This window comes from Burkholderia savannae (genome assembly GCF_001524445.2).
GTDB classification, from domain to species: domain Bacteria; phylum Pseudomonadota; class Gammaproteobacteria; order Burkholderiales; family Burkholderiaceae; genus Burkholderia; species Burkholderia savannae.
The window spans coordinates 2,167,985-2,191,792 of sequence record NZ_CP013418.1 but is presented as its reverse complement, the minus strand read 5'-3'; the positions used below and the strand labels follow the sequence as shown (position 1 = coordinate 2,191,792).

The 23,808-nt window shown below is 65.1% G+C and carries 21 protein-coding genes; 12 read left to right on the top strand and 9 right to left on the bottom strand.

Annotated elements, in window-relative coordinates; all coding sequences use genetic code 11:
* Nucleotides 1–67 precede the first annotated feature (67 nt).
* Nucleotides 68–562 carry an Lrp/AsnC family transcriptional regulator gene (locus tag WS78_RS30755; protein ID WP_442854599.1) on the top strand — a complete coding sequence of 165 codons (495 nt, stop codon included), beginning with the start codon at nucleotides 68–70 and terminating at the stop codon, nucleotides 560–562.
* A 219-nt stretch (nucleotides 563–781) separates the two neighbouring features.
* On the opposite strand, the gene WS78_RS30750 is transcribed toward WS78_RS30755, so the two are convergent.
* From WS78_RS30750 to WS78_RS30735, 4 genes are all read right to left on the bottom strand, one after another.
* Nucleotides 782–1,630 carry a PhzF family phenazine biosynthesis protein gene (locus WS78_RS30750; RefSeq protein WP_081990079.1) on the bottom strand — a complete coding sequence of 283 codons (849 nt, stop codon included), beginning with the start codon at nucleotides 1,628–1,630 and terminating at the stop codon, nucleotides 782–784.
* A gap of 64 nt (nucleotides 1,631–1,694) precedes the next feature.
* Nucleotides 1,695–2,321: a glutathione S-transferase family protein gene (locus WS78_RS30745; RefSeq protein ID WP_059578423.1), complete on the bottom strand. Its 627-nt coding sequence runs from the start codon at nucleotides 2,319–2,321 to the stop codon at nucleotides 1,695–1,697.
* Nucleotides 2,322–2,460: 139 nt separating this feature from the next.
* Complete coding sequence (locus WS78_RS30740; RefSeq protein WP_059578426.1) at nucleotides 2,461–3,138, bottom strand: methyltransferase family protein; 678 nt, start codon at nucleotides 3,136–3,138, stop codon at nucleotides 2,461–2,463.
* A 471-nt stretch (nucleotides 3,139–3,609) separates the two neighbouring features.
* The gene (locus tag WS78_RS30735; protein ID WP_038754599.1) at nucleotides 3,610–4,527 is read right to left on the bottom strand and encodes a LysR substrate-binding domain-containing protein; all 918 of its coding nucleotides are present in this window, start codon (nucleotides 4,525–4,527) and stop codon (nucleotides 3,610–3,612) included.
* 114 nt (nucleotides 4,528–4,641) lie between these two features.
* Here WS78_RS30735 and WS78_RS30730 point away from each other — a divergent pair, with 114 nt between their 5' ends.
* From WS78_RS30730 to WS78_RS30720, 3 genes are all read left to right on the top strand, one after another.
* Nucleotides 4,642–5,787: a tartrate dehydrogenase gene (locus WS78_RS30730; RefSeq protein WP_269434505.1), complete on the top strand. Its 1,146-nt coding sequence runs from the start codon at nucleotides 4,642–4,644 to the stop codon at nucleotides 5,785–5,787.
* Nucleotides 5,788–5,843: 56 nt separating this feature from the next.
* Nucleotides 5,844–7,316: an NAD-dependent succinate-semialdehyde dehydrogenase gene (locus WS78_RS30725; protein WP_038754606.1), complete on the top strand. Its 1,473-nt coding sequence runs from the start codon at nucleotides 5,844–5,846 to the stop codon at nucleotides 7,314–7,316.
* A 141-nt stretch (nucleotides 7,317–7,457) separates the two neighbouring features.
* Nucleotides 7,458–8,450, top strand: a complete 993-nt coding sequence (locus WS78_RS30720; RefSeq protein ID WP_038754609.1) for a M14 family metallopeptidase — start codon at nucleotides 7,458–7,460, stop codon at nucleotides 8,448–8,450.
* 360 nt (nucleotides 8,451–8,810) lie between these two features.
* Here WS78_RS30720 and WS78_RS30710 read toward each other — a convergent pair whose 3' ends face one another.
* A complete protein-coding gene (locus WS78_RS30710) occupies nucleotides 8,811–9,290 on the bottom strand; it encodes a nuclear transport factor 2 family protein (protein WP_059578429.1) in 480 nt (159 codons plus the stop codon).
* Nucleotides 9,291–9,391: 101 nt separating this feature from the next.
* Entirely contained in the window at nucleotides 9,392–10,012 is a 621-nt protein-coding gene (locus tag WS78_RS30705) for a TetR/AcrR family transcriptional regulator (protein ID WP_038754614.1), read from the bottom strand.
* 87 nt (nucleotides 10,013–10,099) lie between these two features.
* On the opposite strand from WS78_RS30705, the gene WS78_RS30700 reads away from it, so the two are divergent.
* From WS78_RS30700 to kdpA, 4 genes are all read left to right on the top strand, one after another.
* Nucleotides 10,100–10,750 (top strand): YceI family protein, encoded by a 651-nt coding sequence (locus WS78_RS30700; RefSeq protein WP_059578432.1) that lies wholly within the window; start codon nucleotides 10,100–10,102, stop codon nucleotides 10,748–10,750.
* A gap of 168 nt (nucleotides 10,751–10,918) precedes the next feature.
* Nucleotides 10,919–11,566 (top strand): GNAT family N-acetyltransferase, encoded by a 648-nt coding sequence (locus WS78_RS30695; RefSeq protein WP_082717641.1) that lies wholly within the window; start codon nucleotides 10,919–10,921, stop codon nucleotides 11,564–11,566.
* Complete coding sequence (locus tag WS78_RS30690; RefSeq protein ID WP_038754622.1) at nucleotides 11,563–11,991, top strand: hypothetical protein; 429 nt, start codon at nucleotides 11,563–11,565, stop codon at nucleotides 11,989–11,991. The genes WS78_RS30695 and WS78_RS30690 overlap by 4 nt, the downstream gene beginning before the upstream one ends.
* A gap of 156 nt (nucleotides 11,992–12,147) precedes the next feature.
* On the top strand, nucleotides 12,148–13,956 hold the full coding sequence (kdpA, locus tag WS78_RS30685) for a potassium-transporting ATPase subunit KdpA (RefSeq protein ID WP_059578440.1): 1,809 nt from the start codon (nucleotides 12,148–12,150) through the stop codon (nucleotides 13,954–13,956).
* 122 nt (nucleotides 13,957–14,078) lie between these two features.
* On the opposite strand, the gene tdh is transcribed toward kdpA, so the two are convergent.
* Together tdh and WS78_RS30675 are read right to left on the bottom strand one after the other, a co-directional pair.
* Nucleotides 14,079–15,107: an L-threonine 3-dehydrogenase gene (gene tdh / locus WS78_RS30680; RefSeq protein WP_038755439.1), complete on the bottom strand. Its 1,029-nt coding sequence runs from the start codon at nucleotides 15,105–15,107 to the stop codon at nucleotides 14,079–14,081.
* A 13-nt stretch (nucleotides 15,108–15,120) separates the two neighbouring features.
* Nucleotides 15,121–16,320 carry a glycine C-acetyltransferase gene (locus tag WS78_RS30675; protein ID WP_059578444.1) on the bottom strand — a complete coding sequence of 400 codons (1,200 nt, stop codon included), beginning with the start codon at nucleotides 16,318–16,320 and terminating at the stop codon, nucleotides 15,121–15,123.
* Nucleotides 16,321–16,486: 166 nt separating this feature from the next.
* On the opposite strand from WS78_RS30675, the gene WS78_RS30670 reads away from it, so the two are divergent.
* The 4 genes from WS78_RS30670 (at nucleotide 16,487) to WS78_RS30655 (ending at nucleotide 21,046) form a co-directional block, all read left to right on the top strand.
* Nucleotides 16,487–17,101 (top strand): helix-turn-helix domain-containing protein, encoded by a 615-nt coding sequence (locus tag WS78_RS30670; RefSeq protein WP_038755443.1) that lies wholly within the window; start codon nucleotides 16,487–16,489, stop codon nucleotides 17,099–17,101.
* 647 nt (nucleotides 17,102–17,748) lie between these two features.
* Nucleotides 17,749–19,272, top strand: coding sequence for a group II intron reverse transcriptase/maturase (gene ltrA / locus WS78_RS30665; RefSeq protein WP_059582608.1), 1,524 nt, complete (start codon nucleotides 17,749–17,751; stop codon nucleotides 19,270–19,272).
* Between the two features lie 184 nt (nucleotides 19,273–19,456).
* A complete protein-coding gene (locus tag WS78_RS30660; RefSeq protein ID WP_059577582.1) occupies nucleotides 19,457–19,837 on the top strand; it encodes a DUF2471 family protein in 381 nt (126 codons plus the stop codon).
* Between the two features lie 165 nt (nucleotides 19,838–20,002).
* The gene (locus tag WS78_RS30655; protein ID WP_059577579.1) at nucleotides 20,003–21,046 is read left to right on the top strand and encodes a tyrosine-type recombinase/integrase; all 1,044 of its coding nucleotides are present in this window, start codon (nucleotides 20,003–20,005) and stop codon (nucleotides 21,044–21,046) included.
* 82 nt (nucleotides 21,047–21,128) lie between these two features.
* Here the strand turns inward: WS78_RS30655 and WS78_RS30650 are convergent, their stop codons facing one another.
* Nucleotides 21,129–22,316, bottom strand: a complete 1,188-nt coding sequence (locus tag WS78_RS30650; protein WP_059577577.1) for a DNA-binding protein — start codon at nucleotides 22,314–22,316, stop codon at nucleotides 21,129–21,131.
* Nucleotides 22,317–23,808: the final 1,492 nt, after the last annotated feature.

Here is a 23,808-nt window from a genome sequence, read left to right as displayed (position 1 = left end):
CCTTGTGGCCGCAATTTTGTGACCGTAAAGTAACCGTACGTTTACTCTTCATTCTTCCGACGCCGTGATGATGGGCGACTGCAAGCTGGACAAGATCGATCTGCGGATACTCGCGCAGCTGCAAAAGCGCGGCCGCATCACCAACGTGGAGTTGGCGGATGCGGTCGGCCTGTCGCCGAGCCCGTGCCTGATACGGGTCAAGCGCCTGGAGAAAGCGGGCTACATCGCCGGCTACGGCGCGGACATTCAGCTCGAAAAGCTCGGCGACGTGCAGATCGTGTTCACCGAAGTCACGCTCGCCGACCACCGCCGCGAGGACTTCGACCGCTTCGTCGCGGCGATCCGCAACGTCGACGAGATCGTCGAATGCCACCTCGCGAGCGGCGGGTACGACTATCTGCTGAAATTCGTCACGCGCAGCGTGAGCCACTATCAGACGATCATCGAAGGGCTGCTCGAACGGAACATCGGCATCGAAAAGTACTTCAGCTACGTGATCATCAAATCGCCGTTCGTGAAGCGGCACTATCCGCTCGAAGCGCTGTTCGCCGATCGGCATTGACGCGGCGGAACGCCCGTTTCGCGGGCGACATAGGAGAGCGGGCGGCCGGTTTCGGACGCCTTCGCGGCGGCTCCCGAAAAATCTCACCTTTGGGCGGAAAGCGCGCCGAAGCGGGCTGAAGCAGCCGTCGGCGCGCTCGCCGGACGCGCGGCGGCGGTGGTTGTCTCAAGCCGTCGGACCGAACGGCAGCGGCATTCGCATCCGCGCCGCCGCCGTTCGTCAGAACGTCACGCGCCCCTCGAGATAGAACACGCACGATCCTTCGAGCTCGACGCGCTCGCCGTTCAGCCGGCAGCGCACGTCGCCGCCGCGCGGCGACGCCTGATGCGCGCGAAACGCGGTCTTGCCGAGCCGCGCCGCCCAGTACGGCGCGAGCGCGCAATGCGCGCTGCCCGTCACCGGATCTTCCGGCACGCCCTTCGCCGGCGCGAAATAGCGGCTGACGAAATCGTAGTCGCCGCCGTCCGCGGCCGTCACGATCACGCCGCTGCGATCCAGCGCCGCAAGCGCGGCCATGTCCGGATTCAGCGCGCGCACCGCCTGCGCGCTCGCGAGCCGCGCCAGATACACGTGCGCGTTCGCATGCACGTCTTCGAGCGCGCCTGCGCCGAGCGCGTCGGCGAGCCGTGCATGTGCACGCGCGTCGCTCGGCGCGGTCGGCCGGGCGGGGAAATCCATCCGGTAGCCGTCCGGCGTGCGTTCGACGGTCAACGGCCCGCTCGCCGTGTCGAACACGACGCGCTCGCGCGCGGGCTCGACCCGCTCCATCACGACGGCGGCGCTCGCGAGCGTCGCGTGCCCGCAAAGCGGCACCTCGATGCGCGGCGTGAACCAGCGCAGCCGATAGCCGGACGCGTGCGGCACGGCGAACGCCGTTTCCGCCAGATTGTTCTCTGCCGCGATCGCCTGCATCGTCGCGTCGTCGGGAAAGCGATCGAGCAGCACGACGGCCGCGGGATTGCCCGCGAAACGGCGATTCGCGAACGCGTCGACTTGATAGATGGGCGCCGAGATCGGCCGGTCGGCCGCGCGATCGGCATGCGCGCTTGCCGTGGTCGCTGCGTTCATCGCGTTCTTCGTTCGGGTCTTGGCGATCGGTGGATCGAAGGTGAGCTCACGGCGGCGCCGACGCTCACGGCAAACCGTTGGCGCAATGCTCGGCGAAGCCCGCTCGCGCGGCGAGCCGCGCGAAATACGCGGACACCGCCGCGAAATCGGGCTTGTCGTCGAACGGCGTGCGCAGCCACCGGTTGACCGACAAGCCGATCGCGACGTCGGCGAGCGTGTAGTCGGAGCCGGCGACGTACGCGCCCGTCGCGTCGAGCCGCGCGTTCAGGATCGCCATGTGCCGCGTCCAGCTCTCGCACGACGCGCGGATCTGGCCCTGATCCCGATGGCTCGGCTCGTTGCGCACGATCGCGAAGAACGCGTAGCTCCACGCGCGGTTCAGCGCGGTCGTCTGCCAGTCGAGCCATTGATCGACGCGCGCCCGCGCGTGCGGCTCGGCCGGATACAAATGCGCGCCGCCGTACCGGTTCGCCAGATAGCGGATGATCGCGTTCGATTCCCAGAGCACGAAATCGCCGTCCACGAGCACCGGCACGAGGCCGTTCGGGTTCAGCGCTTGGAATTCGGGCGTCTGCGTCGACCGGAATCCCGCACCCCAGTCTTCGCGTTCGAACCCGAGCTGCAATTCGGCGCACGTCCACATCACCTTGCGGACGTTGATCGACGGCGCCTTGCCGAGCACTTTCAGCATCACGGACCACCTCGTTCGACGATGATTCGGACGATTGTAGAAGCGCGAGCGCGACGCCGACAGGTACGGTTCGCTGCGTATCGACCGATGCGCCTGCCCGCCGCGTGCCGGCGCTCTCGCGGCGACGCCGCGCCACCCGTCACCAGACGCGCGGCAAAAGCCGCCAGCGCACGCGTTCGCAATACGCGCGATAGCCGTCGAGGTGCACGCTCAGGTAGCGTTCCTCGTCGACGAGCCGCGCGACGACGCCCGCCGCGAGCACTGCGGCGAACGGCCAGGCCCAGGCCGACTGGGCGGCGATCGGGCTCCCGAAAAATATCACCATTGCGCCGGAATACATCGGGTGCCGGACGAAGCGATACGGGCCGGACGAGATCACCGTCTGCTCCTGCTTCACCTCGACGATGCTCGACGCGAAGCGGTTCTCGCGCAGCACGGCGAAGCAGATCGCGAGGCCCGCGATCACGAGCGCGTTGCCGAGCGCGACCGCGCCCCAATCGACGGGCGTGCGCGCGACGCGCCATTCAGCGCCCATCGCGACGACGAGCCCGACGCTCGCGACGCTGACGACGCCGAGAATGATCTTCTGGCTGAGCTCGCGCTCGGCGCGCACGCCGACGCGCATCCGGCTCTCGACGAGCGCCGGATCGCGCTTGAGGAAATAGAGGGTGAGCACGGTCGTCGAGCCGGAGAACACGAGCCAGTAGATCCAGCCCTGCCAGTAGCGCAGCGAGCCCGCCGGCGCGAAGATCAGCACGGCGAGCATCGCGACGAAACGCGCCTGCGCGCCGAGCGCGCGCTTCGACAGCGAGTCCATTGCGGGGGCCTCCTTTTGGGGCGGGGGATGTCGATGGGCGGGCCGGTGTGTTTCGTATGGTTTGTGGTTTGTGGTTTGTGGTTTGTGGTTTGTGGTTTGCGTCGTCGGTCATGCGCATCCGTCGTCCAACCGTCCAGCCGTACGTCTGCGACCGCCGTGCGCACAAGCATGCACGATGCGTCGTGCGTCGTACAACGCGCTTTGATTTGCGCGTCGATGTCGCGTACGGACGAAATGGCCCGTTAGTTGCGGAACTGTCGGTGATTTCAAACCGAGCCCCGACTGTCGATCAAAAATCGGGGTTCGTTGTCCGCCGATCACTGCGCGCCGGCCGACGACGCTCGGCTCTCGCCGCATTCCACGCACGGTTCGCGGTTGGCGGTTGGCGGTTGGCGGTTGGCGGTTCGCCGTTCGCCGTTCGCCGTTCGCCGTTCGCCGTTCGCCGTTCGCCGTTCGCCGTTCGCCGGACGATTATCCGCCGTTCGCGCGCTCGTTCAGGTGCGCGAACGCGTCCGCGAGAAAATCCACGCACACGCGCACCTTCGCCGACGCCGCAAGCCGCGCCGGATAGACCGCCCACACGTTCGCCGGCTGGATCGCGTCGGGCAGCACGCGCTTGAGCGCGCCGCTCGCGAGCAGCGGCCCCGCTTCCCAGATCGAGCGCAGCACGATCCCGCGGCCGGCGAGCGCCCACTGCACGGCGACCTCGCCGTGATTCGTCGACAGCGCGCCGCCCACCTTCACCGTCGATGTCTCGCCTCGCACCGTGAGCCGCCATACGCCGAACGGATGATCGCGCTCCTTGATCGCGAGGCATTGATGCGCGGCGAGATCCGCGAGCTGGCGCGGCATGCCGTATCGCGCGAGATACGCAGGCGAAGCGCACAGCACCCGGTAATTCGTCGCGAGCCGCTTCGCGATCAGGTGATCGGCGATCTCGTCGCCGATCCGGATGTCGAGATCGAAGCCTTCGCCCACGACGTCGATGAGCCGGTCGAACAGATCGAGCCGCACGTTGAGCTGCGGATAGCGCTCGTTGAACTCGAGCAGTGCGGGCGCGAGCACGTGCCGGCCAAAGCCGAAGCTGCTCGAAATCCGCAGCGTGCCGCGCGGGACGCTGCGGGTCGTCGAGACGTCCTCGACGAGATGGTCGACGTCGTCGAGGATCTTCTCGGTCCATGCGTAGACGCGCTCGCCCGCCTCCGTCACCCCGACGCGGCGCGTCGAGCGGTGCAAAAGCCGCGTGCCGAGCTGCTTTTCGAGCAGCGCGACGCGCTTGCTGACATACGCCGGCGACACCGCGAGCTGCTCGGCGGCCGCGCTGAAGCTCGCGAGCCGCACGACGATGCTGAACACGCGCAGGTCGTCGAGATTCGGCGAATTATTCACGATGCGTGGAAAGTCGATTAACCGGATGGCCGATTTTAATCCTTCCAGAAATAAATAGAATGCGTAAATCGACGACGGCGCGCGTCCCGAGCTACCGCGCCCGTCACACCGCCCATGCCGCCCGCGCCCGGCCCAGCCGACGCGCGCGGCTCGACACGAGACGAGGAATCCAGCATGAACGACAAGGCGTACAAGATCGCCGTCATCCCCGGCGACGGAATCGGCGTGGAAGTGATGCCCGAAGGGCTGCGCGCGCTCGACGCGGTGAGCCGCCGCTTCGGCTTGCGCTTCGAATACCAGCCGATCGAATGGGCGAGCTGCGAGTACTACGCGAAGCACGGCCAGATGATGCCGGACGACTGGAAAACGCAACTTTCCAGCATGGACGCGCTGCTGTTCGGCGCGGTCGGATGGCCCGACACGGTGCCCGATCACGTCTCGCTGTGGGGGTCGCTGCTGAAATTCCGCCGCGAATTCGACCAGTACGTGAACCTGCGCCCCGCGCGCCTGTTCGACGGCGTGCCGTGCCCGCTCGCCGGCCGCAAGGCGGGCGACATCGATTTCATGATCGTCCGCGAGAACACGGAAGGCGAGTATTCGGCCGTCGGCGGCGTGATGTTCGAGGGCACCGACCGCGAATTCGCCGTCCAGCAGGCGGTGTTCACGCGGCTCGGCACCGAGCGCGTGATGAAGTTCGCGTTCGAGCTCGCGCGGCGCCGCGCGAAGCGGCTCACCGTCGCGACGAAGAGCAACGGCATCGCGATCAGCATGCCGTGGTGGGACGCGCGCGCCGCTGAGATGGCCGCGCACTATCCGGACATCGCGTGGGACAAGCAGCACATCGACATCCTGTGCGCCCGCTTCGTGATGCAGCCGGACCGCTTCGACGTCGTCGTCGCGTCGAATCTGTTCGGCGACATCCTGTCCGACCTCGGCCCCGCGTGCACCGGCACGATCGGCATCGCGCCGTCTGCGAACCTGAACCCGGAGCGCAACTTTCCGTCGCTGTTCGAGCCGGTGCACGGCTCCGCGCCGGACATCGCGGGCAAGCACGTCGCGAATCCGATCGCGATGATCTGGTCGGCCGCGATGATGATCGACTTCCTCGGCGAAGGCGCCGGCCGCGCCCGCGAAGCGCACGACGCGATCGTCGCCGCGATCGAGCACGTGCTGAAGCACGGCCCGCGCACGCGCGACCTGGGCGGCCAGGCGTCGACGAGCGAAGTCGGCGACGCGATCGTCGCGCACCTGCTCGGCTGATCGCCTTCGATCGCCGCGCGCCGTTTCAACCGCATCGTTTCGTCAGGATTCGCACCATGCCGCTCACGCTGTCCCGCACCGAACTCCTCCGCACCGGCAACCTGATCGACGGCGAATGGCGCCCCGCCGCGTCGGGCAGCCGCTATGCCGTGTCCGATCCGGCCGCGCTCGACGTGATCTCCGAAGCCGCCGACAGCGGCGCCGACGACGCGCGGGCCGCCACCGACGCCGCCGCCCGCGCGCTGCCCGCGTGGCGCGCGACGCCCGCGCGCGAACGCGCCGCGATCCTGCGCGCGTGGCACGCGGCGATCGTCTGGCACACCGAAGACCTCGCGCGCCTGATGTCGCGCGAGCAAGGCAAGCCGCTCGCCGAGGCGCTCGGCGAAGTCGCGTACGGCGCGTCGTACGTGCAGTGGTTCGCCGAGGAAGCGACGCGAGCGTACGGCGACGTCATCCCGCAGCAGCACCACGGCAAGCGGATGAGCGTGGTGAAGGAGCCGATCGGCATCGTCGCGGCGATCACGCCGTGGAACTTTCCGCTCGCGATGATCGCGCGCAAGATCGCGCCGGCGCTCGCGGCGGGCTGCACGGTCGTCGCGAAGCCGGCGGAGGACACGCCGCTCACCGCGCTCGCGCTCGCGTTCCTCGCGATGGAAGCCGGCGTGCCGCCCGGCGTGCTGAACATGATCTCGGCGTCGCGCGAGCGCGGCGTCGAAGCGGTCGGCGACTGGCTCGCCGATTCGCGCGTGCGCAAGATCACGTTCACCGGCTCGACGCCCGTCGGCAAGTTCCTCGCGCGCGAATCGGCGGCGACGCTGAAGAAGCTGTCGCTCGAACTCGGCGGCAACGCGCCGTTCATCGTGTTCGACGACGCCGATCTCGACGCGGCCGTCGGCGGCCTGATGGCCGCGAAATTCCGCAACGGCGGGCAGACCTGCGTGTGTCCGAATCGCGTGTACGTGCAGGAAGGCGTGTACGACGCGTTCGCGGCGCGCGTCGCCGAGCGGGTGGGCGCGCTGCGCGTCGCGCCGGCGACCGATTCCGCCGCGCAGATCGGCCCGATGATCAACGCGCGCGCGGTCGACAAGATCGCGCGCCACGTCGACGACGCGGTGACGCGCGGCGCGCGCGTGCTGACGGGCGGCCGGCGTCTCGCCGAGATCGGCCCGCACTTCTATGCGCCGACCGTGCTCGCCGACGCCGCGCCCGGCATGCAGCTTTGCGGCGAGGAGACGTTCGGACCGGTAGTTGCGTTGTTCCGATTCTCGACCGAAGACGAAGCCATCGCCGCAGCGAACGACACGCCGTACGGCCTCGCCGCCTACTTCTACACGCAGAACGTGCGGCGGATCGCGCGCGTGTCGTCGCGGCTCGAGGCCGGCGTCGTCGGTGTCAACGAAGGTGCGCTCGCGAGCGAGGCCGCGCCGTTCGGCGGCGTCAAGGAATCGGGCTACGGCCGCGAAGGATCGCGCTACGGGCTCGACGACTATCTCGCGATCAAGTATCTGTGCGAAGGCAATCTCGATTGACGCCTTTCACGATGAAACGTGCGCGCGCACGCATGAAATCGCTCACCGAACGGCGCCGTATGCGCGGCGCCGGCCAGGTTCGCGATCGCGCGCGCACGTGATCCGCCGCGACATTTTCATCGACTCCCGAAAAAGCTCACCATGACCGAATCGGCTCCCGTATTTCCTCACTATTCGATCGAGGTCGACTTTCCGAACCTCGATGCGCATCGTGCCGGCAACGCCGGCGTCGACTACGTGCATCGCTTCGATTCGGGCGCGCCCGGCCCGCACGTGATGATCAATGCGCTCACGCACGGCAACGAAGTGTGCGGCGCGATCGTCGTGGATGCGTTGTTGAAGATGAGGTTGCGGCCGCGCCGCGGCGTGCTGACGCTGTCGTTCGCGAACGTCGCCGCGTACGAGCGCTTCGATGCGGACAAGCCCGACGCTGCGCGCTTCGTCGATCAGGATTTCAATCGCGTATGGACGCCCGCGGTGCTGGACGATCCGTCGAAGCGCTCGGTCGAGCTCGATCGCGCGCGCGCAATGCGGCCGTTCGTCGACGAAGCCGACTGGCTGCTCGACCTGCATTCGATGCACGAACGCAGCGCGCCGCTGATCGTCGCCGGGCCGCTCGACAAGGGCACCGCGCTCGCGCTGCGGATCGGCGCGCCGGCAACGGTGATTCGCGACGAAGGCCATCCGGAAGGCAAGCGGATGCGCGATTACGGCGGCTTCGGCGATCCGGCGAGCGCGAAAAATGCGCTCCTCATCGAATGCGGTCAGCACTGGGAGGCGCGAGCGGCGGCCGTCGCGCGCGACAGCACCGCGCGCTTTCTGGTCGCCTCGGGCATCGTCGACGGACAGGATCTGCCCGTCGACTGGTTCCTGCCGCTGGCAAAGACGATGCGAGTCGTGCAGGTGACGGAACCCGTCGTCGCGACGAGCCACGACTTTCGTTTCGCCGATGCATACACCGGCCTCGAGCATTTCGCGAAAGCGGGCGAAGTGATCGGCTGGTCGAACGGCGAGCCCGTCACGACGCCGTATCCGGACTGCGTGCTCGTGATGCCGTCGCTGCGCCAGTTGCGCCCGGGCGTGACGGTCGTTCGGCTCGGCCATCTGGAGCGCGAGGTGCCGCAGCGAGGATGATGCGAACGGCACCGGGCGCCGCCGTTCGGGGCGCCGCCGAAGCGGCGCCCGATCGCATTCGACGCTCGCGACAGGCGGTCGTCGCGCTATGCTTAGCGTTTGGCGTTTGGCGTTTGGCGTTTGGCGCTTGGCGCTTGGCGCTTGGCGCTTGGCGCTTGGCGCTTGGCGCTTGGCGCTTGGCGTTCAGCGTTCGGCGTTCGGCGTTCGGCGTTCAGCGCTCTACGCGCGGCGTCCAAACATCGCACGACGCAACGCCCCGACGCATCGCAACCACCCGCGCTACCCATGACGAATCGCGCGACGCTTCGGCAACGCACGCCGCTCGATGGCGGCGCGACGTCGCGCGCCGCGCGCCGTCGCTCAAAGCCCGAGGTCCGACAAGCCCGGATGATCGTCGGGCCGGCGGCCGAGCGGCCAATGGAACAGGCGATCCGATTCGCGAATCGGCATGTCGTTGATGCAAGCGTGGCGATGCGCCATCAGCCCGTTCTCGTCGAATTCCCAGTTTTCGTTGCCGTACGAGCGGAACCAGTTGCCCGCGTCGTCGCGCCATTCGTACGCGAAGCGCACCGCGATCCGGTTGCCCGTGAACGCCCACAATTCCTTGATCAGCCGATAGTCGAGCTCGCGCGTCCACTTGCGGCGCAGCAGCGCGACGATCTCCGCGCGGCCCGTGGCGAACTCCGCGCGGTTGCGCCACTTGCTCTGCGGCGTATAGGCGAGCGACACGCGCTCGGGGTCGCGCGTGTTCCAGCCATCTTCAGCAGCCCGAACTTTTTGAATCGCGGTTTCGCGCGTGAACGGCGGAACGGGCGGGCGGATTTCGGTTGAATCGGACATCGTGTTCTCCAGATTGAGGACGTGAAAGGGCCTGCCCGGCTCGCCGACGGACGGCGGGCAGGTCGAGGTACGGCTATTCGAGTGAAGGAAAAGGGGGAGCGTCAGCCGGACCGGCTCGGCAACGTCGCGTCGAGCAGCAGCTCCGCCGCCGCGCGCGCGTCGCGCGCCGCCGATGCATCGCCGCTCACGAGCGCGACGCCGATCGCGCCGTCGATCAGCACGAGCCACTGGCGCGCGAGCCGCGCGACGTGCCGGCGATCCGCGCCGGCCTCGGCCGCATGCGCGTCGAGCTGCTCGCGCACGAACGCGCGCAGGCGTTCCTTGTGCTCGCGCGCGACGACACGCACCGGATCGTCCGGATGCTCGATCTCGCCCGCCGCGTTCAGGAACGCGCAGCCATGAAAATCCGCCTGCTCAAACCATTCGCGCAGCACGTCGAACATGCCGACGAGCCGCGCGCGCGGCGTCTTGCCGCGTTTTTCCGTCGCGTCGACGAACCACGTCATCCAGCGTTCGTCACGACGTTCGAGCGCGGCGGCGACGAGCGCCTCCTTCGATTCGAAGTGCGTATAGAAGCTCTTGCGCGCGGCGCCCGACAGCTTGACGATCGCGTCGACGCCCGTCGCATGAATGCCGCCCGCGTAGATCAGCGTCTCGGCCGCGTCGAGCAAGCGCTCGCGCGCGCCGGCTGCGGCGGGGGAAAGGTCAGGTTTCGTGTTCATGCGTTTACGGTAGAACGATCATTCTCCTTTGTCAACCTCGAATCGATGCGCTATCGTCTTTCGACGCGTTCGACAAACGAGGTTCGGATGAAACCGGCGAGATGGGCGGGATGGATCGCATGCGCGGTTGCGCTCGCGGGCGCGACGGCGAGCTGCACGCCGCTGCGGGTCGTCACGCACAGCGTGTCGACGGCGGAAGCCGCCGTTCCGGCCGGCCGCTACACGCTCGATCCGCACCACTGGAGCATCGTGTTCGACGTCGACCATTTCAAGTATTCGCGCTTCACGATGCGTTTCGATCGCGCGAGCGCGCAGCTCGACTGGCGCGCGGGCGGGCTTGCCGACAGCGGCGTGACGGCGTCGATCGACGCGGCAAGCATCGACACCAACGTGCCGCTGCTCGACAAGCTCGTCGCGGGCGCCGACGCGCTCGACGCCGCCCGCTATCCGCAGATCCGTTTCGACGGCGCGCACTTCACGCGCACGAGCGCGACGCAAGGCACGTTGGCCGGCAACCTGACGATCCGCGGCGCGACGCGCCCCGTCACGCTCGCCGTCACGTTCAATGGCTACGGCCGCAATCCGTTGACGAAGCAGGACACGCTCGGCTTTTCCGCGAGCGGCACGTTCAGCCGCGCGCAATTCGGCGTGACGAGCTGGTTTCCGGCCGTCGGCGACCACGTGCGCGTGCGCATCGAGGCGGAATTCGTCAAGGAAGGCGTAGCGCCGGCGCAATGACGCGCCGATGACGTACCCTCTCACGGCGCTCGCGATCCGCGACGATACTCGATCCTCATGCACCGCGACTCACGTCGCCGTCACGAAAATTTTTTACGACATTTTTTCTTGAAAGGCGCGCTCGCGCCTCCCTACACTTCGGGCAACCGTCGAGGTTTGGGAGGTGTCATGCAACAGCAACGAGCGAAGAACGAACGAGCAATGCATTTCGCATGCGCGAAGCGCGTGGAAGGCCGTGTCGTGCTGAGGCGTTTCGATCCGGCGCACGACTCGTACGAAGAGCTGACCGCGCTGCTGCATCGCGCATTCGCGCGGCTCGGCCAAATGGGACTCAATTGCCCTTGCGTCGATCAGCCGGCCGCCGTCACGCGGCAGCGCGCGCTCGCGGGCGAGTGCTTCGTCGCCGTCTGCAACGGCCACCTGGTCGCGACGATGACGCTTCATACGCGCGATTTGTCGTCGCCGTGCGAGCTCTATCGCCGCGCCAACGTCGCGACGCTGCGCCAGTTCGGCGTCGATCCGGTGTGGCAAGGGCGCGGCATCGGCTGCTCGATGCTCACGTTCGCCGCGCATTGGGCGGCCGCGCGCGGCTATCGGCGCCTCGCGCTCGATACGCCGCAACCCGCCGCGCATCTCGTCGAGTTCTATACGCGTCAAGGATTCCGAATCGTCGACGTCATGCATTTTTCCGGCAAAGGCTACGACAGCGCGATCCTCAGCAAGTCGACGGACGCATCGCCTTCGTATGGATGGAAAATGCGCGAACTGCCGCTGATACCGACGCCAACGCCGACACCGCTCGGTCGCGTCGCATGAGCGCCGACGACGAAACGCACCGGCGCGACCGCACGCACGATTCGGGCGATTCTGGCGATCCGAACGCGCGCAAGCCGGCCAACGTGCGAGCCGCGATGCGCGCGCGCGGGCTCGCCAAGGTCGTGTGCATCACGATCGCGGTGAGCCAGGTGTTGACGACGGCATTCGCCGGCCTCGCTCACGCATTCGGCCACGACGTCGAACCCGGCCCGCTGCTGCTCTTCAATTTCGTCACGTGCGCGCTCGTCAGTTTCTGGCTGCAATCCGATGCGCAGCGCGCCTATCTCGATGCACGAGCAAGCGGGCGCCTGCGCAAGGCCCCGACCGTCGATACGCTGCCCGACGTTCCGACCGGTTGCCCGAAACGTTGGCTAGTCATCCTGAACATTGAATTGAATCCGCATTTGCTCGACGAAGCGAAATAGAGCACGTGCGCATGGCGTGAAATCGCGGAGCGTCGCTTGGAAATATTGATGCGATGTTTACTCCCGCCACCCGAGTCTTTCGATCGATTTGACACGTGCCGCGCTGTAATGGAGACATGAAGCGCGGCCGAACCGACTGCCGAAGCGGGAGAATCGATGGACAAGCACGCGTATCTGCAAATCAGCCTTTTCGTCATCGTGCTGACGCTGCTCGTCAAGCCGCTCGGGCGCTACATCGCCCGCGTCGCAAACGGCGATCCGCCTTGGCCGATGCGAATGCTGCGGCCCGTCGAGCGATGGACGTATCGCGCGGCGGGCGTCGATCCCGAACAGGGGATGAGCTGGAAAACTTACGCGGTCGCGTTGTTGTCGTTCAGCGTGCTCGGCACGATCGCGCTCTACGCGTTGCAGCGTCTCCAGCACAGGCTGCCGCTCAATCCGCAGGCCCTGCCGGCCGTCGGTGCGGATTCGGCATTCAACACGGCCGTCAGCTTCGTCACCAACACAAGCTGGCAGGGCTACGCAGGCGAAACGACGCTCAGCTATCTGAGCCAGATGGGCGGCATCGCCGTGCAGAGTTTCCTGTCGGCCGCCGCGGGCATCGCCGTCCTGTTCGCGCTGATCCGCGCGCTCGCGACGCGCGGCACCGGCTCCGTCGGCAATCTATGGGCCGACCTCACGCGCGCGACGCTGTACATCCTGATTCCGTTGTCCGTGCTGTTCGCCGCCGCGTTCATCGCGCAAGGCACGATCCAGAACTTCTCCGCCTATCGCGCCGTTCACATCGCGCAAAGCGTCACCTGGCAGCAGCCCGCGCTCGACGCCAGCGGCACGCCGTTGCGCAACGCCGCCGGCCAACCGGTCGTGCGCACGATCACGAGCCGCGAGCAGCTTCTGCCGATGGGGCCCGTCGCGTCGCAGGAATCGATCAAGCTGTTGAGCGGCGACGGCGGCGGCTTCTTCAACGCGAACTCCGCGCATCCGTTCGAGAATCCCACGCCCTTCAGCAACTTCCTGCAAATGCTCGCGCTGCTGCTGCTTCCGGCCGCGCTTTGCTACACGTTCGGCGCGATGGTCGGCGACACGCGGCAGGGCTGGGCGATCTATGCGGCGATGCTCGCGATGTTCGTCGCCTGCGCCGCGGCAACGATGCGCGCGGAGCAGGCGGGCAGCGCGACGCTCACGGCGCCCGGCATCGACTCGCGCGCATCCGTAGCGATGCCGGGCGGCAACATGGAAGGCAAGGAGACGCGCTTCGGGATCGCGTCGTCCGCGCTCTACGCGGCGATCGCGACGGCGAGCGGCGACGGCGCCGTCGACGCGATGCACGATTCGCTGACGCCGATCGGCGGACTCGTGCCGATGGCGTTGATGCAGACGGGCGAAGTGGTGTTCGGCGGCCCCGGCTCGGGACTCTTCGGCATGCTGGTGCATGCGATGCTCGCCGTGTTCATCGCGGGATTGATGATCGGCCGCGCGCCCAAATATCTCGGCAAGAAGATCGATCCGCACGACATGAAGCTCGTCTCGATCGCGATCCTCGCGACACCGATCGTCGTGCTCGTCGGCACGGCCGTATCGGTGCTGCTGCCGGACGGCGTCGCCGGCATCGCGAACCCCGGCGCGCACGGCTTCAGCGAGATCCTCTACGCGTTCACGTCGGCCGCGAACAACAACGGCAGCGCGTTCGCCGGCCTCGCCGCGAACACGCCGTACTACAACACGGCGCTCGCGGCGGCGATGTGGCTCGGCCGCTTCGCGACGATCGTGCCGGTGCTCGCGCTCGCGGGCTCGCTCGCGCCGAAGGTGCGGCGCGCGGCCGGCCCCGGCACGCTGCCGACGCATGGCCCGCTCTTCGTCGTCCTGCTGATCGGAACGGTCTTGCTGATGACGTTGCTCACGTATCTGCCGGCGCTTGCGCTCGGGCCGATCGTCGAACAGGTGACGATGGGCGCCGCGCATTGAATGCCGCGCGAGGCTCGACATGCCGCCTCGCGCGGTTTTCGGATCATCGTTCGCAGTCCGTAGCGCGGCGTGACTCGTGACTCGTGACTCGTGACTCGTGACTCGTGACTCCCGGCCCGGCGTCACACGGTCCAGTCGAGAATCACCTTGCCGCTCTCGCCCGACAGCATCGCCGCGAAGCCCTTCTCGAACTCGTCGACCGGAAAGCGATGCGTGAGGATCGGTGACAAGTCGAGCCCGCTCTGCAACATCGCGACCATCTTGTACCAGGTCTCGAACATTTCGCGCCCGTAGATGCCCTTGATCTCGAGGCCCTTGAAGATCACCTGATTCCAGTCGATCGCGGTCTGCGCGGGCGGAATGCCGAGCAGCGCAACCTTGCCGCCGTGATTCATCGATTCGAGCAGCGACGTGAACGCGCTCGGCACGCCCGACATCTCGAGCCCGACATCGAAGCCTTCGGTCATGTGCAGATCGGCCATCACGTCGCGCAGCGATTCGCGCGACACGTTCACCGCGCGCGTCGCGCCCATCTTGCGCGCGAGATCGAGGCGATAGTCGTTGATGTCGGTGATGACGACGTTGCGCGCGCCGACGTGCTTCGCGATCGCCGCCGCCATCACGCCGATCGGCCCCGCGCCCGTGATCAGCACATCCTCGCCGACGAGGTTGAACGACAGCGCGGTGTGCGTCGCGTTGCCGAACGGATCGAAGATCGCGGCGAGATCGTCGGAGATCTCGGGCGGAATCTTGAACGCGTTGAACGCGGGAATCGCGAGATACTCGGCGAACGCGCCTTCGCGATTCACGCCGACGCCCACCGTGTTGCGGCACAGATGGCGCCGCCCCGCGCGACAGTTGCGGCAGAAGCCGCACGTGATGTGGCCTTCGCCGGATACGCGATCGCCGATCGAGAAGCCGCGCACTTCCTGGCCCATCTCGACGATCTCGCCGACATACTCGTGGCCGACGTGCATCGGCACCGGAATCGTCTTCTGCGCCCAGTCGTCCCACTTCCAGATGTGGATGTCGGTGCCGCAGATCGCGGTGCGGCGAATCTTGATCAGCACGTCGTTGTGACCGACCTCGGGCTTCTTCACGCGGGTGAGCGTAAGGCCCGGGCCGCGTTCGAGCTTGGCAAGCGCTTTCATCGCGAGCCTCCGTCTAAATGACGCCGAGCGTCTTGCCGACGCGCACGAACGCGTCGACCGCGCGATCGATCTGCTCGGGCGTATGCGCGGCGCTCATCTGCGTGCGAATGCGTGCACGGCCGCGCGGCACGACGGGATACGAGAAACCGATCACGTACACGCCTTCGGCGAGGAGCGCGTCGGCCATCCTGGATGCGACCTGCGCGTCGCCGAGCATCACCGGAATGATCGGGTGCTCGCCCGGCACGAGCGTGAAGCCCGCCGCGCTCATCTTCTCGCGGAAGTGCGCGCCGTTCGCGCGCACGCGCTCGCGCAGCCGCGCGCCCTCGTCGCTCGCGAGCAGCTCGAGCACCTTCAGCGACGCGGCCGCGATGCTCGGCGTCAGCGTGTTCGAGAACAGATACGGGCGCGAGCGCTGCCGCAGCAGTTCAATGATTTCGCGCCGCGCGGCGACATAGCCGCCCGACGCGCCGCCCAGCGCCTTGCCGAGCGTGCCCGTGATGATGTCGACGCGGCCCTCGACGCCGCAATGCTCGGGCGTGCCGCGCCCGTGCTCGCCGATGAAGCCGACCGCATGCGAATCGTCGACCATCACGAGCGCGCCGTAGCGATCGGCGAGATCGCAGACGCCTTTCAGGTTCGCGATGATGCCGTCCATCGAGAACACGCCGTCGGTCGCGATCAGCTTGAAGCGCGCGCCCGCGGCGTCGGCCTCGCGCAGCTTCGCTTCGAGATCGGCGAGATCGTTGTTCTTGTAGCGAAAGCGCTTCGCCTTCGACAGGCGAACGCCGTCGATGATGCTCGCGTGGTTCAGCTCGTCGCTGATGATCGCGTCGTTTTCGTCGAGCAGCGTCTCGAACAGGCCGCCGTTCGCGTCGAAGCAGCTCGAATACAGAATGCAGTCGTCCGTTTTCAGGAACGCGGAAAGCGCCGCCTCCAGTTGCTTGTGCACGGTCTGCGTGCCGCAGATGAAGCGCACCGACGCCATCCCGAACCCGTCCCGCTCGAGCGCCGCCTGCGCGGCGGCGATGAGGCGCGGATCGTCCGCGAGCCCCAGATAGTTGTTCGCGCAGAAATTCAGCACGTGCGCGCCGCCGGCAAGCCGGATGTCGGCCGCCTGCGGGCTCGCGATCTCACGCTCGGTCTTGTAGAAACCGTCCGCGCGAATCTGCTCGAGGGTGCCGCGTAGATGGGCGAGATAGGCATCACGCATCGCATAAGCTCCTGATATGGGCTGCAAGCCTCGGCGCTCGGCCGCGCTCGTGGCGGCGGCAAAGCAGCTTGCTACTGTTATAGTCGGCCGTCGGGTTCAGCGTATTTTTCCTGTATTTCGAACTAAAATTCGAAATACCGAACAACTCTAAGCGAACGGAATTCAAATGGCAAGCTCTTCCGGCGCGCGGCGCACAGCCGCGCCCGCTTCCGCCGGCGTCGCGCCGCCGCGGGTCGGCGAGCAAATTCAGCGCCTGCGCAACGAGCGCAAGCTGACGCTCGACGATCTGTCGCGCGCGGCGGGCGTATCGAAATCGATGCTGTCGGAAATCGAGCGCGACAAGGCGAATCCGACGATCGCGGTTGCGTGGCGGCTCACGAACGCGCTTGGCATCAGCCTCGACGAGTTGTTCGCGCAGCCGAAGGCGCCGGAGACGATCCGCGTCGACGGCCCGCACGACATCCCGACGCTCGCCGGGCACGACGCGCAATACCAGTTGCGCGTCTGGGGGCCGATCGAGCTCGCGGGCAAGTTCGAGTGGTATGAGTTGACGCTGCCGGCGCACGGCGCGCTCGTATCGAATCCGCACGAGCCGGGCACGCGCGAGCATCTGACCGTGCTGAACGGCACGATCGAAATCGAAGCGGCGGGCATCGCGCGGCGCCTGAAGGCGGGCGACACCGCGCGCTACGCGGCCGACGGGCCGCACGCGATCCGCAACGCGGGCAAGAGCGAAGCGAAGGCGCTCCTCGTCGTGATCCATCGGCAGCACGGCGTCTAGCCGGCTCGTCAGCCAGTTGCGCAAAATACTGTATATTCGTACAGGTGCGACCTGAAAGTCGCTATCACAACTGTCTTGCCAATAGCAACCGGACAAGACCTGCTGTTCTGCCAGCAGTAGCCCACTCGATCGTGCGTCGCTGGTAACGGCGGGGTGCGGAGCATCGGGGACAACAACCGGGGCCGCGAGGCCTAGCCCGAGCCGCGAGGTGAAGGTGACACCTGCAAGCACCGATGCGGGAGCCGTAAGGGCTTGGATGGCATGGTTAACGGAAGTGAATTCTCGCAAGCGTCGTGAGCACAGTCCAGCCAAAGGTGCTGTCAGGCTGAGGGCAAAAGCTAAGCGATCGGGTGCATTCAGTCTGTAGTGGGTGCACGCAGAACATGGCATCGCCGGCGTAAAGAGGAAACCTTCGTCATCTCGTTGCGATAGCGGAACAGGGTAAGCCCATCCCGTCGCCCGTACCGGGCAGGCCAACCGCAAGGAAAGCTGGTGGCGGAGTGGGTAAAGGAGGTTGGAGAAAGCGAACGCCTGACCGTAATGGCCGGGATACGGGCTGAAACATCGCTCGACACGAAAGTGGGCAGACTTCCAACTGGTCTCTCATCACGAGATAACTTGCGTAATCTTTGAAGGCGAGAAAGCAAATGAACGAGCAGTCAACGTGTGCACTGGCCGACCAAGGTACGTCGTGGCACAGCATCGACTGGGACACGGCCCACACCACGGTCAAAAGAATGCAGGCACGTATCGTGAAGGCGACACAGGCCGGTCGCTGGAACAGGGTCAAGGCCCTGCAGCGGCTACTGACCACCTCGTTCTACGGCAAAGCGTTAGCCGTTAAACGAGTGACGGAAAACCAAGGCAAACGTACACCGGGCGTCGACAAAGTGCTTTGGTCGACCCCGGATGCCAAATACATGGCGATAGGTTCTCTGACACGGAGCGGCTATCAACCGCTGCCGCTGAAGCGAATCTATATACCCAAAAGTAACGGCAAGCTGCGTCCGCTGAGCATCCCCACGATGCGAGATCGGGCGATGCAGGCCCTACACCTGCTCGCCCTCGACCCCGTATCCGAAACGATCTCCGACGGGCAATCCTATGGATTCCGAAAAGAGCGATCTACTCATGACGCGATAGCACAATGCTTCATGAACGCCCGATACCACGGCAACCCAAAAGACCGGGGCGCACGGGTTTCGGCGCAGTGGATTCTCGAAGCGGACATCCGCGGCTGCTTCGACAACATCGACCACACGTGGCTCCTAAAGCACGTGCCGACGGACAAGGCCGTGTTGGCGAAATGGCTGAGGGCCGGTTACTTGAAGGACGGTGTATTCGCGAGGACAACCGAAGGGACGCCACAGGGCGGCATCATCAGCCCGGTGCTCGCCAACTTTGCGTTGAACGGGTTGGACAAGGTTCTATCGTCCGTCTTCAAATACCCGTCACATCGCATAGCCCACAAGGTCAATCTTGTGCGATACGCCGATGACTTCGTCATCACTGGAGTGAGCCGGGAAGTGTTGCAAGACACAGTTACTCCGGCAGTCACCGCGTTTCTTGCAGATCGGGGACTGGAACTCGCTCCGGAGAAGACGAAAATCACCCATCTGACAGAAGGCTATGATTTCCTTGGCCAGAACATCCGGCGATACGGCAAGAAGTTGCTTATCAAACCGGCGCGGAAGAACGTGCAGTCCTTCCTGCAAAAGGTTCGGGACATCATTAGACGGCTATGGTCGGCGCCGCAGCATCTGCTGATCGACGCCCTGAATCCTGTGATAACCGGCTGGGCCATGTATCACCGCCACGTTGTTGCTCAGGAGACCTTCTCGAACGTGGACAGCCATATCTGGTACGCAATATGGCAATGGGCCAAGCGACGCCACCCCAAGAAACCTCCGGAATGGGTACGACGACGGTACTTCCACCAAATCGGCCTGCGACGATGGGTATTCGCCGCCGCCACCGACCAAGTGGACGATAGCGGACATCCCCTGCTTCGGACGCTTCGGTCGGCGGCAAGCGTAACCATCGAACGGCATCCGAAAGTCCAGTCGGACGCCAACCCCTACGACCGTGAGTGGTACACCTACTTCGCGCAGCGTGCTGCGATCCGAAGTCGGGTCTCCCGCGCACACCGCAAGGGGAGCGGCCGCAGCTAGTACGCGTGCTGCCATAAAGCAGGTACACACGCCGGTCGGTACGTTGTGCCGCCGGGTTAGTTTAACCACTGGCCTTATAGAGGCTTGAGCCGTATGCGGGGAAACTCGCACGTACGGTTCTTAGGGGGCGGCGGCGCAGCAATGCGTCGTCGCTACCCGACTATACGCAAAACAGGAGCCCGCGATGACCGAACAGGATCTGGCCGCGCTCAGCTTCAAGGCTGCGGCGCACGATATGGAAACGATTGTCCGCCACATTGCCGAGCGCTATATCCGGCAAGGCGTGCCGCTGACGTGGCGGCTCCTGCACGCGGTCGAGGCCGAAGCGCTCGCCGATCTCGGCTTCGCGAGCCGGCACGATTCGATGGTGCGCTGCCTGTTCGACCGCCCGGCCGAACTGTGCTTTCCCGAAACCGACGATCTCGTCGACTTCGGGCGGTCGAACGCGCTGCCTGCGGTGTTTTCGTTCGCAGTCGCCGCGTACGAGCGGGCCGCGAACGTGCGGAACGACGCGACGGAAGCGCCGGCGCGCCCCATGCGCGTGTCGCGCGCGTGGGGCGACTGACGCCACCGCGCCCAACCCAAGCCGTCGAGCGGCTCGCGCCTCGCACGCAGACAGCTGGCTTCCGGCGGCACGATGGCTGCCGAATTTGTTCGGCCGCTGACTCGAAACACTTTATCGAGCGAATGCGACACGCTATGATGAATTGCAACTAACGGGACAATAGACATGTCGCTGCCCACCTTGACGAGCCCCACATCGCCGCCCGACATCCCGAGCGATCTGTTCGATCGCGACACGTCGGATTGGCTCAACCGTCCGGACACCGCGTTCGACGCATGGCTGGCCGCCCAGGAATTTCGCCGTTCGTCGGCCGACGTCTATCGCGCGCAGTGGGGCGCGTTTCTCGGCTGGCTCGCAAAACGACAGAAAAACCTCGCGACGGTCGACACCGAGACGATCGCCCACTTCGTCGGCGAACTCCCGATCAAGAAGACGCAAAGAGTCCGCTATTTGAGGCTGATCGAGCGCGTGCTCGACCACGTGCGCAAGAGCGAGCTGGGCTCGACGAATCCTGCTCGCTTCATCGCTCAGGATGGCGAAGCAACTTGGCGTAGCGCGCGAGACAATGAACCAACCAGTTTCCTTGCGCCGGCCGAACGCGCGGCGCTGCTCGCGTATCTGTTTTCCCCGCTGCCGGCGATGGGCGCGGCGCTCTGGAAGGAGCGCCGCGATCGCGCGCTCATCGCCGCGTTCCTCGGCGGCGGATTGAAAACCGGCGAGGCGCGCACGCTCACGATTAGTTGCGTGAAACTTGGAACGACGATGCTGACGATCCCGGCGACCCAGCCGGAATTCACACGCGAAACACATCTTGCATCGTTCGCGATCGCGCTGTTCGACGCGTGGCTCGTCGAACGCCAACGCTGCGGCATTCCGGGCGAACTCGTCTTTCCCGCATCCCAATCCGGCCGGCCAATGCACAAGGCAACGATGCTGCGTGCGGTCGACGCGATCATCGACGCGGCGGACATCGCGCAATCCCGCACCGCGCGCGCCAGTCCGCAAACGCTGCGCAACACGTTCGCGGCCGAGTTGTTCGAAAACGGCGTCGATCCGGAGAAAGTCGGGCAGTGGCTGGGATTCGCGCAGCCGATATCGTCGAACCGGCTGCACCGCGCATGGAGAAACTGGCGAGAGAACCTCGCAAGTGCGCTGCCCGACGCCGAGCCGCTCACCGATGATGCGCCTGCCGCGTCAAGCCAGGCTTGAAGCCGGGATTTTTCACCCCCCGAAAACGCTCACCTTTCGACTCCCGAATTTCCTCACGTTTGAGAAATCCGGACGCATGCCGTCACCGCTTCCGGGCGAAATACGCGGCCGCCGCAAAGCGCGACGACCGCGCTCCCGACGTGTGCTCGCATTCTGGGCAGAGCAATTCGTAGCCGCGTGCGTCGTGTGACAGCTCGGGTTCGCCGTCGCCGCAATTCGGACAGCGCGCCGGCAGCGACACGTGCTGATCCAGTGATGTGCCGATCGCGTCGAACGCCGCTGCATCCAGACTCCCGGCGTCAGCCAGACGCTGAATCAGAGCGGCAATCTCGGGCGTCATGCCCTGACTGGCCCGCAATACCTCGACTTCCTTGACCGCGTCGGCCAATTCGTCGCCTTGCTCTTTCAACTGCGCGTCGAGCCGGTCCGCGCGCGCCTTGGCGGTACTCAATTGCTGCAGGAAATCGAATTCCTTGCGGTTGACGTCACGCAACCCCTGCTGGTAAGTCGACGCCATGCTGCGCAAGGAATCGAGCTCGACGAGCATCGGCTTCACGCGCCGCTCGGCTTCCGCGATCGCGTCCTTGATCTGCTGTGCGTAGTGCTCGGTGTTCTCGCGCAGCTCCGCGTGCAGCGCGTCGATGCGCTCGCGCAGCGCGGCGTTTTGGCCTTGCTCGGTTTCGAGGCGCTGATTCAGCAGCGCGTTTTCGTTTTCCATTCGATGGATCAAGCCCTGCAGCGAATCCTGATGGACTAGGCCTTGCGTCGACGCGGACGCCAGCTGCACCTCGACTTCGGTCAACCGATTCTGTAATTGCTCGGCGCGCGCGTCGCTCCGGCCAAGCGCGTTTTCAAGCGCTTCCTGGCGAATCAGCGCGTCGCGATATTTCTGTTCAGCGGCGGCTACGTCCTCGCTAGCCTGCTGCCGCTCGACATCGAGACTCTCCCGCGCCTGCTTCAATGCCTCTTCATATAGCGTGCCGAGCAGTGCCCCGGCCTTTTCTTCGAGGGCCTTCGGCAAAGCAGCGCCCTCGAGCCTGACTTTGGACGCCGCACGAATGCGTTCCCAAAAGTAGTCGATGTCCTTCGGGATGTCGCTCGCGCTGCCGGTCTGGGTCAGATCACGGACGTTCGCGGCGGACGGGCGGATGCCGAGATCGAAGAACAACCGCTTGCATGCGTGTAGCGACAGTTCTTGCCGACGGGCGCCGGATGCGCGCAACGCATCGAGTTCTTCGCGAATGGTTTGCCGGATCTCATCGAGCGTCATGGTCGTTGTGCTAAATCAAAACGTATCAATCATAACGAAACACGTTTGTTTCAATACGTTTTTGATCTGCTTGTTGTACTTTTGCTACTGCTGAAGCGGGGTTGGGAAATCTCGAGTCCTTTTGCTCACGTTGATGTCCTACATCCGTGAAACAAAGCGAAGAATCGTCATTAAGCCCATGTTTTTAAAAGATTACCGGATAGGGCCCGAATAACGGCAATTGTTTCACGTGCTGGGCGCTGCGGTTCTCGAGGCTTTTCTGGAGGCTCAAGGGGGTTCTGTGGAAAACTCGTCGGGGGCGTCTTGAGAGTATTAGAAGTAAACACCCTTGAACCTTCGTTAAAAACGTTAACGCCACGGGGAAGCCTTGCCCAGCAAGGGATTGCGGCCGATAAGGTGAAGTTATACGGGATATGAGGTGAAAATTTTCGGGAGCCGACGTGATGGGGTTCGGGGATCAGCGTGAGCCGATGCAGGAAAGATCGTGAGCGGGTTCAGGACAGTTTCCCACAGAAGAAATTTCCGAAGGTGAGGTTTTTCAGGGGCTCTGCGATGGTGAAGCCGCGTGGAGCCTGATTCGATCTGTCCACAGTTGGGTGGCCACAGGTGAGGCTTTTCGGGATGGGTGCGAGGTAGCGATTCTGCCCTTCTTTTAAGCAAAGTTGGGGCATAGGTGAGATTTCTCGGGATTCCAGCCTGTTTTGATGTGAGCGTTTCCGGGAAGGAGCGCCTGTAAAGGCCCGTCCGGCGGGGCTTCCGAGCCTGAAATGTGCCAAAGGTGAGGTTTTTCGGGAAACCTTCGTCGACCCAGGAACTAGGGTTGCCGCCAAAGGTGAGGGTATTCGGGCGTTTGATGCGATGGCGTCGATTGAACTCGAGGTGAGCTTTTTCAGGACCAGGAATGCTCCCGAGATTTGGTAAAGGTGAGCTTTTTCGGGAGAAGTTGACGCCTACTTGGTCGCGAACGCCCGTGGATATTGGCGGGCGAGCGCTGTTCACGTGCCCGCTTTTCATCAAAGGTGAGGATTTTCGGGAAATGGCGTCGCGCGAGCGGCATCAGCCCGCTTTGGTAAAGGTGAGGGAATTCGGGAGAAGAAGATTTCGACTGGCGTCTCAGCCATGTTTCGTAACTACTTGATGTAGTTATGTTTTTTGCCATTCGAATGCGATGGTGAGGCTTTTCGGGAGTATCCGGTGCGTTATCTAGTCGGACGAAAGTCGGCTTGAGGTGAGACTTTACGGGGGCTGAATGCCGTCGATCGCCCATGTGCTGGTCCTGTGGCAACGATCGTCGATGAGCTCGATGGATTTGAACGGTGAGCTTTTTCGGGAATAGGCCTGAATGGCGGGACCGGCGACGAGGGAAATATCTCTTTCAGATCCGTTCGACGGGCCTGCCGAAGGGCGGCGGGCGGTAGAAAACGACGACGTTTGGGGCGGTGAGGCGAGTCAAATGCGGACGTTCGCTTTGGCTGCCTGCGGCGCACAGTGA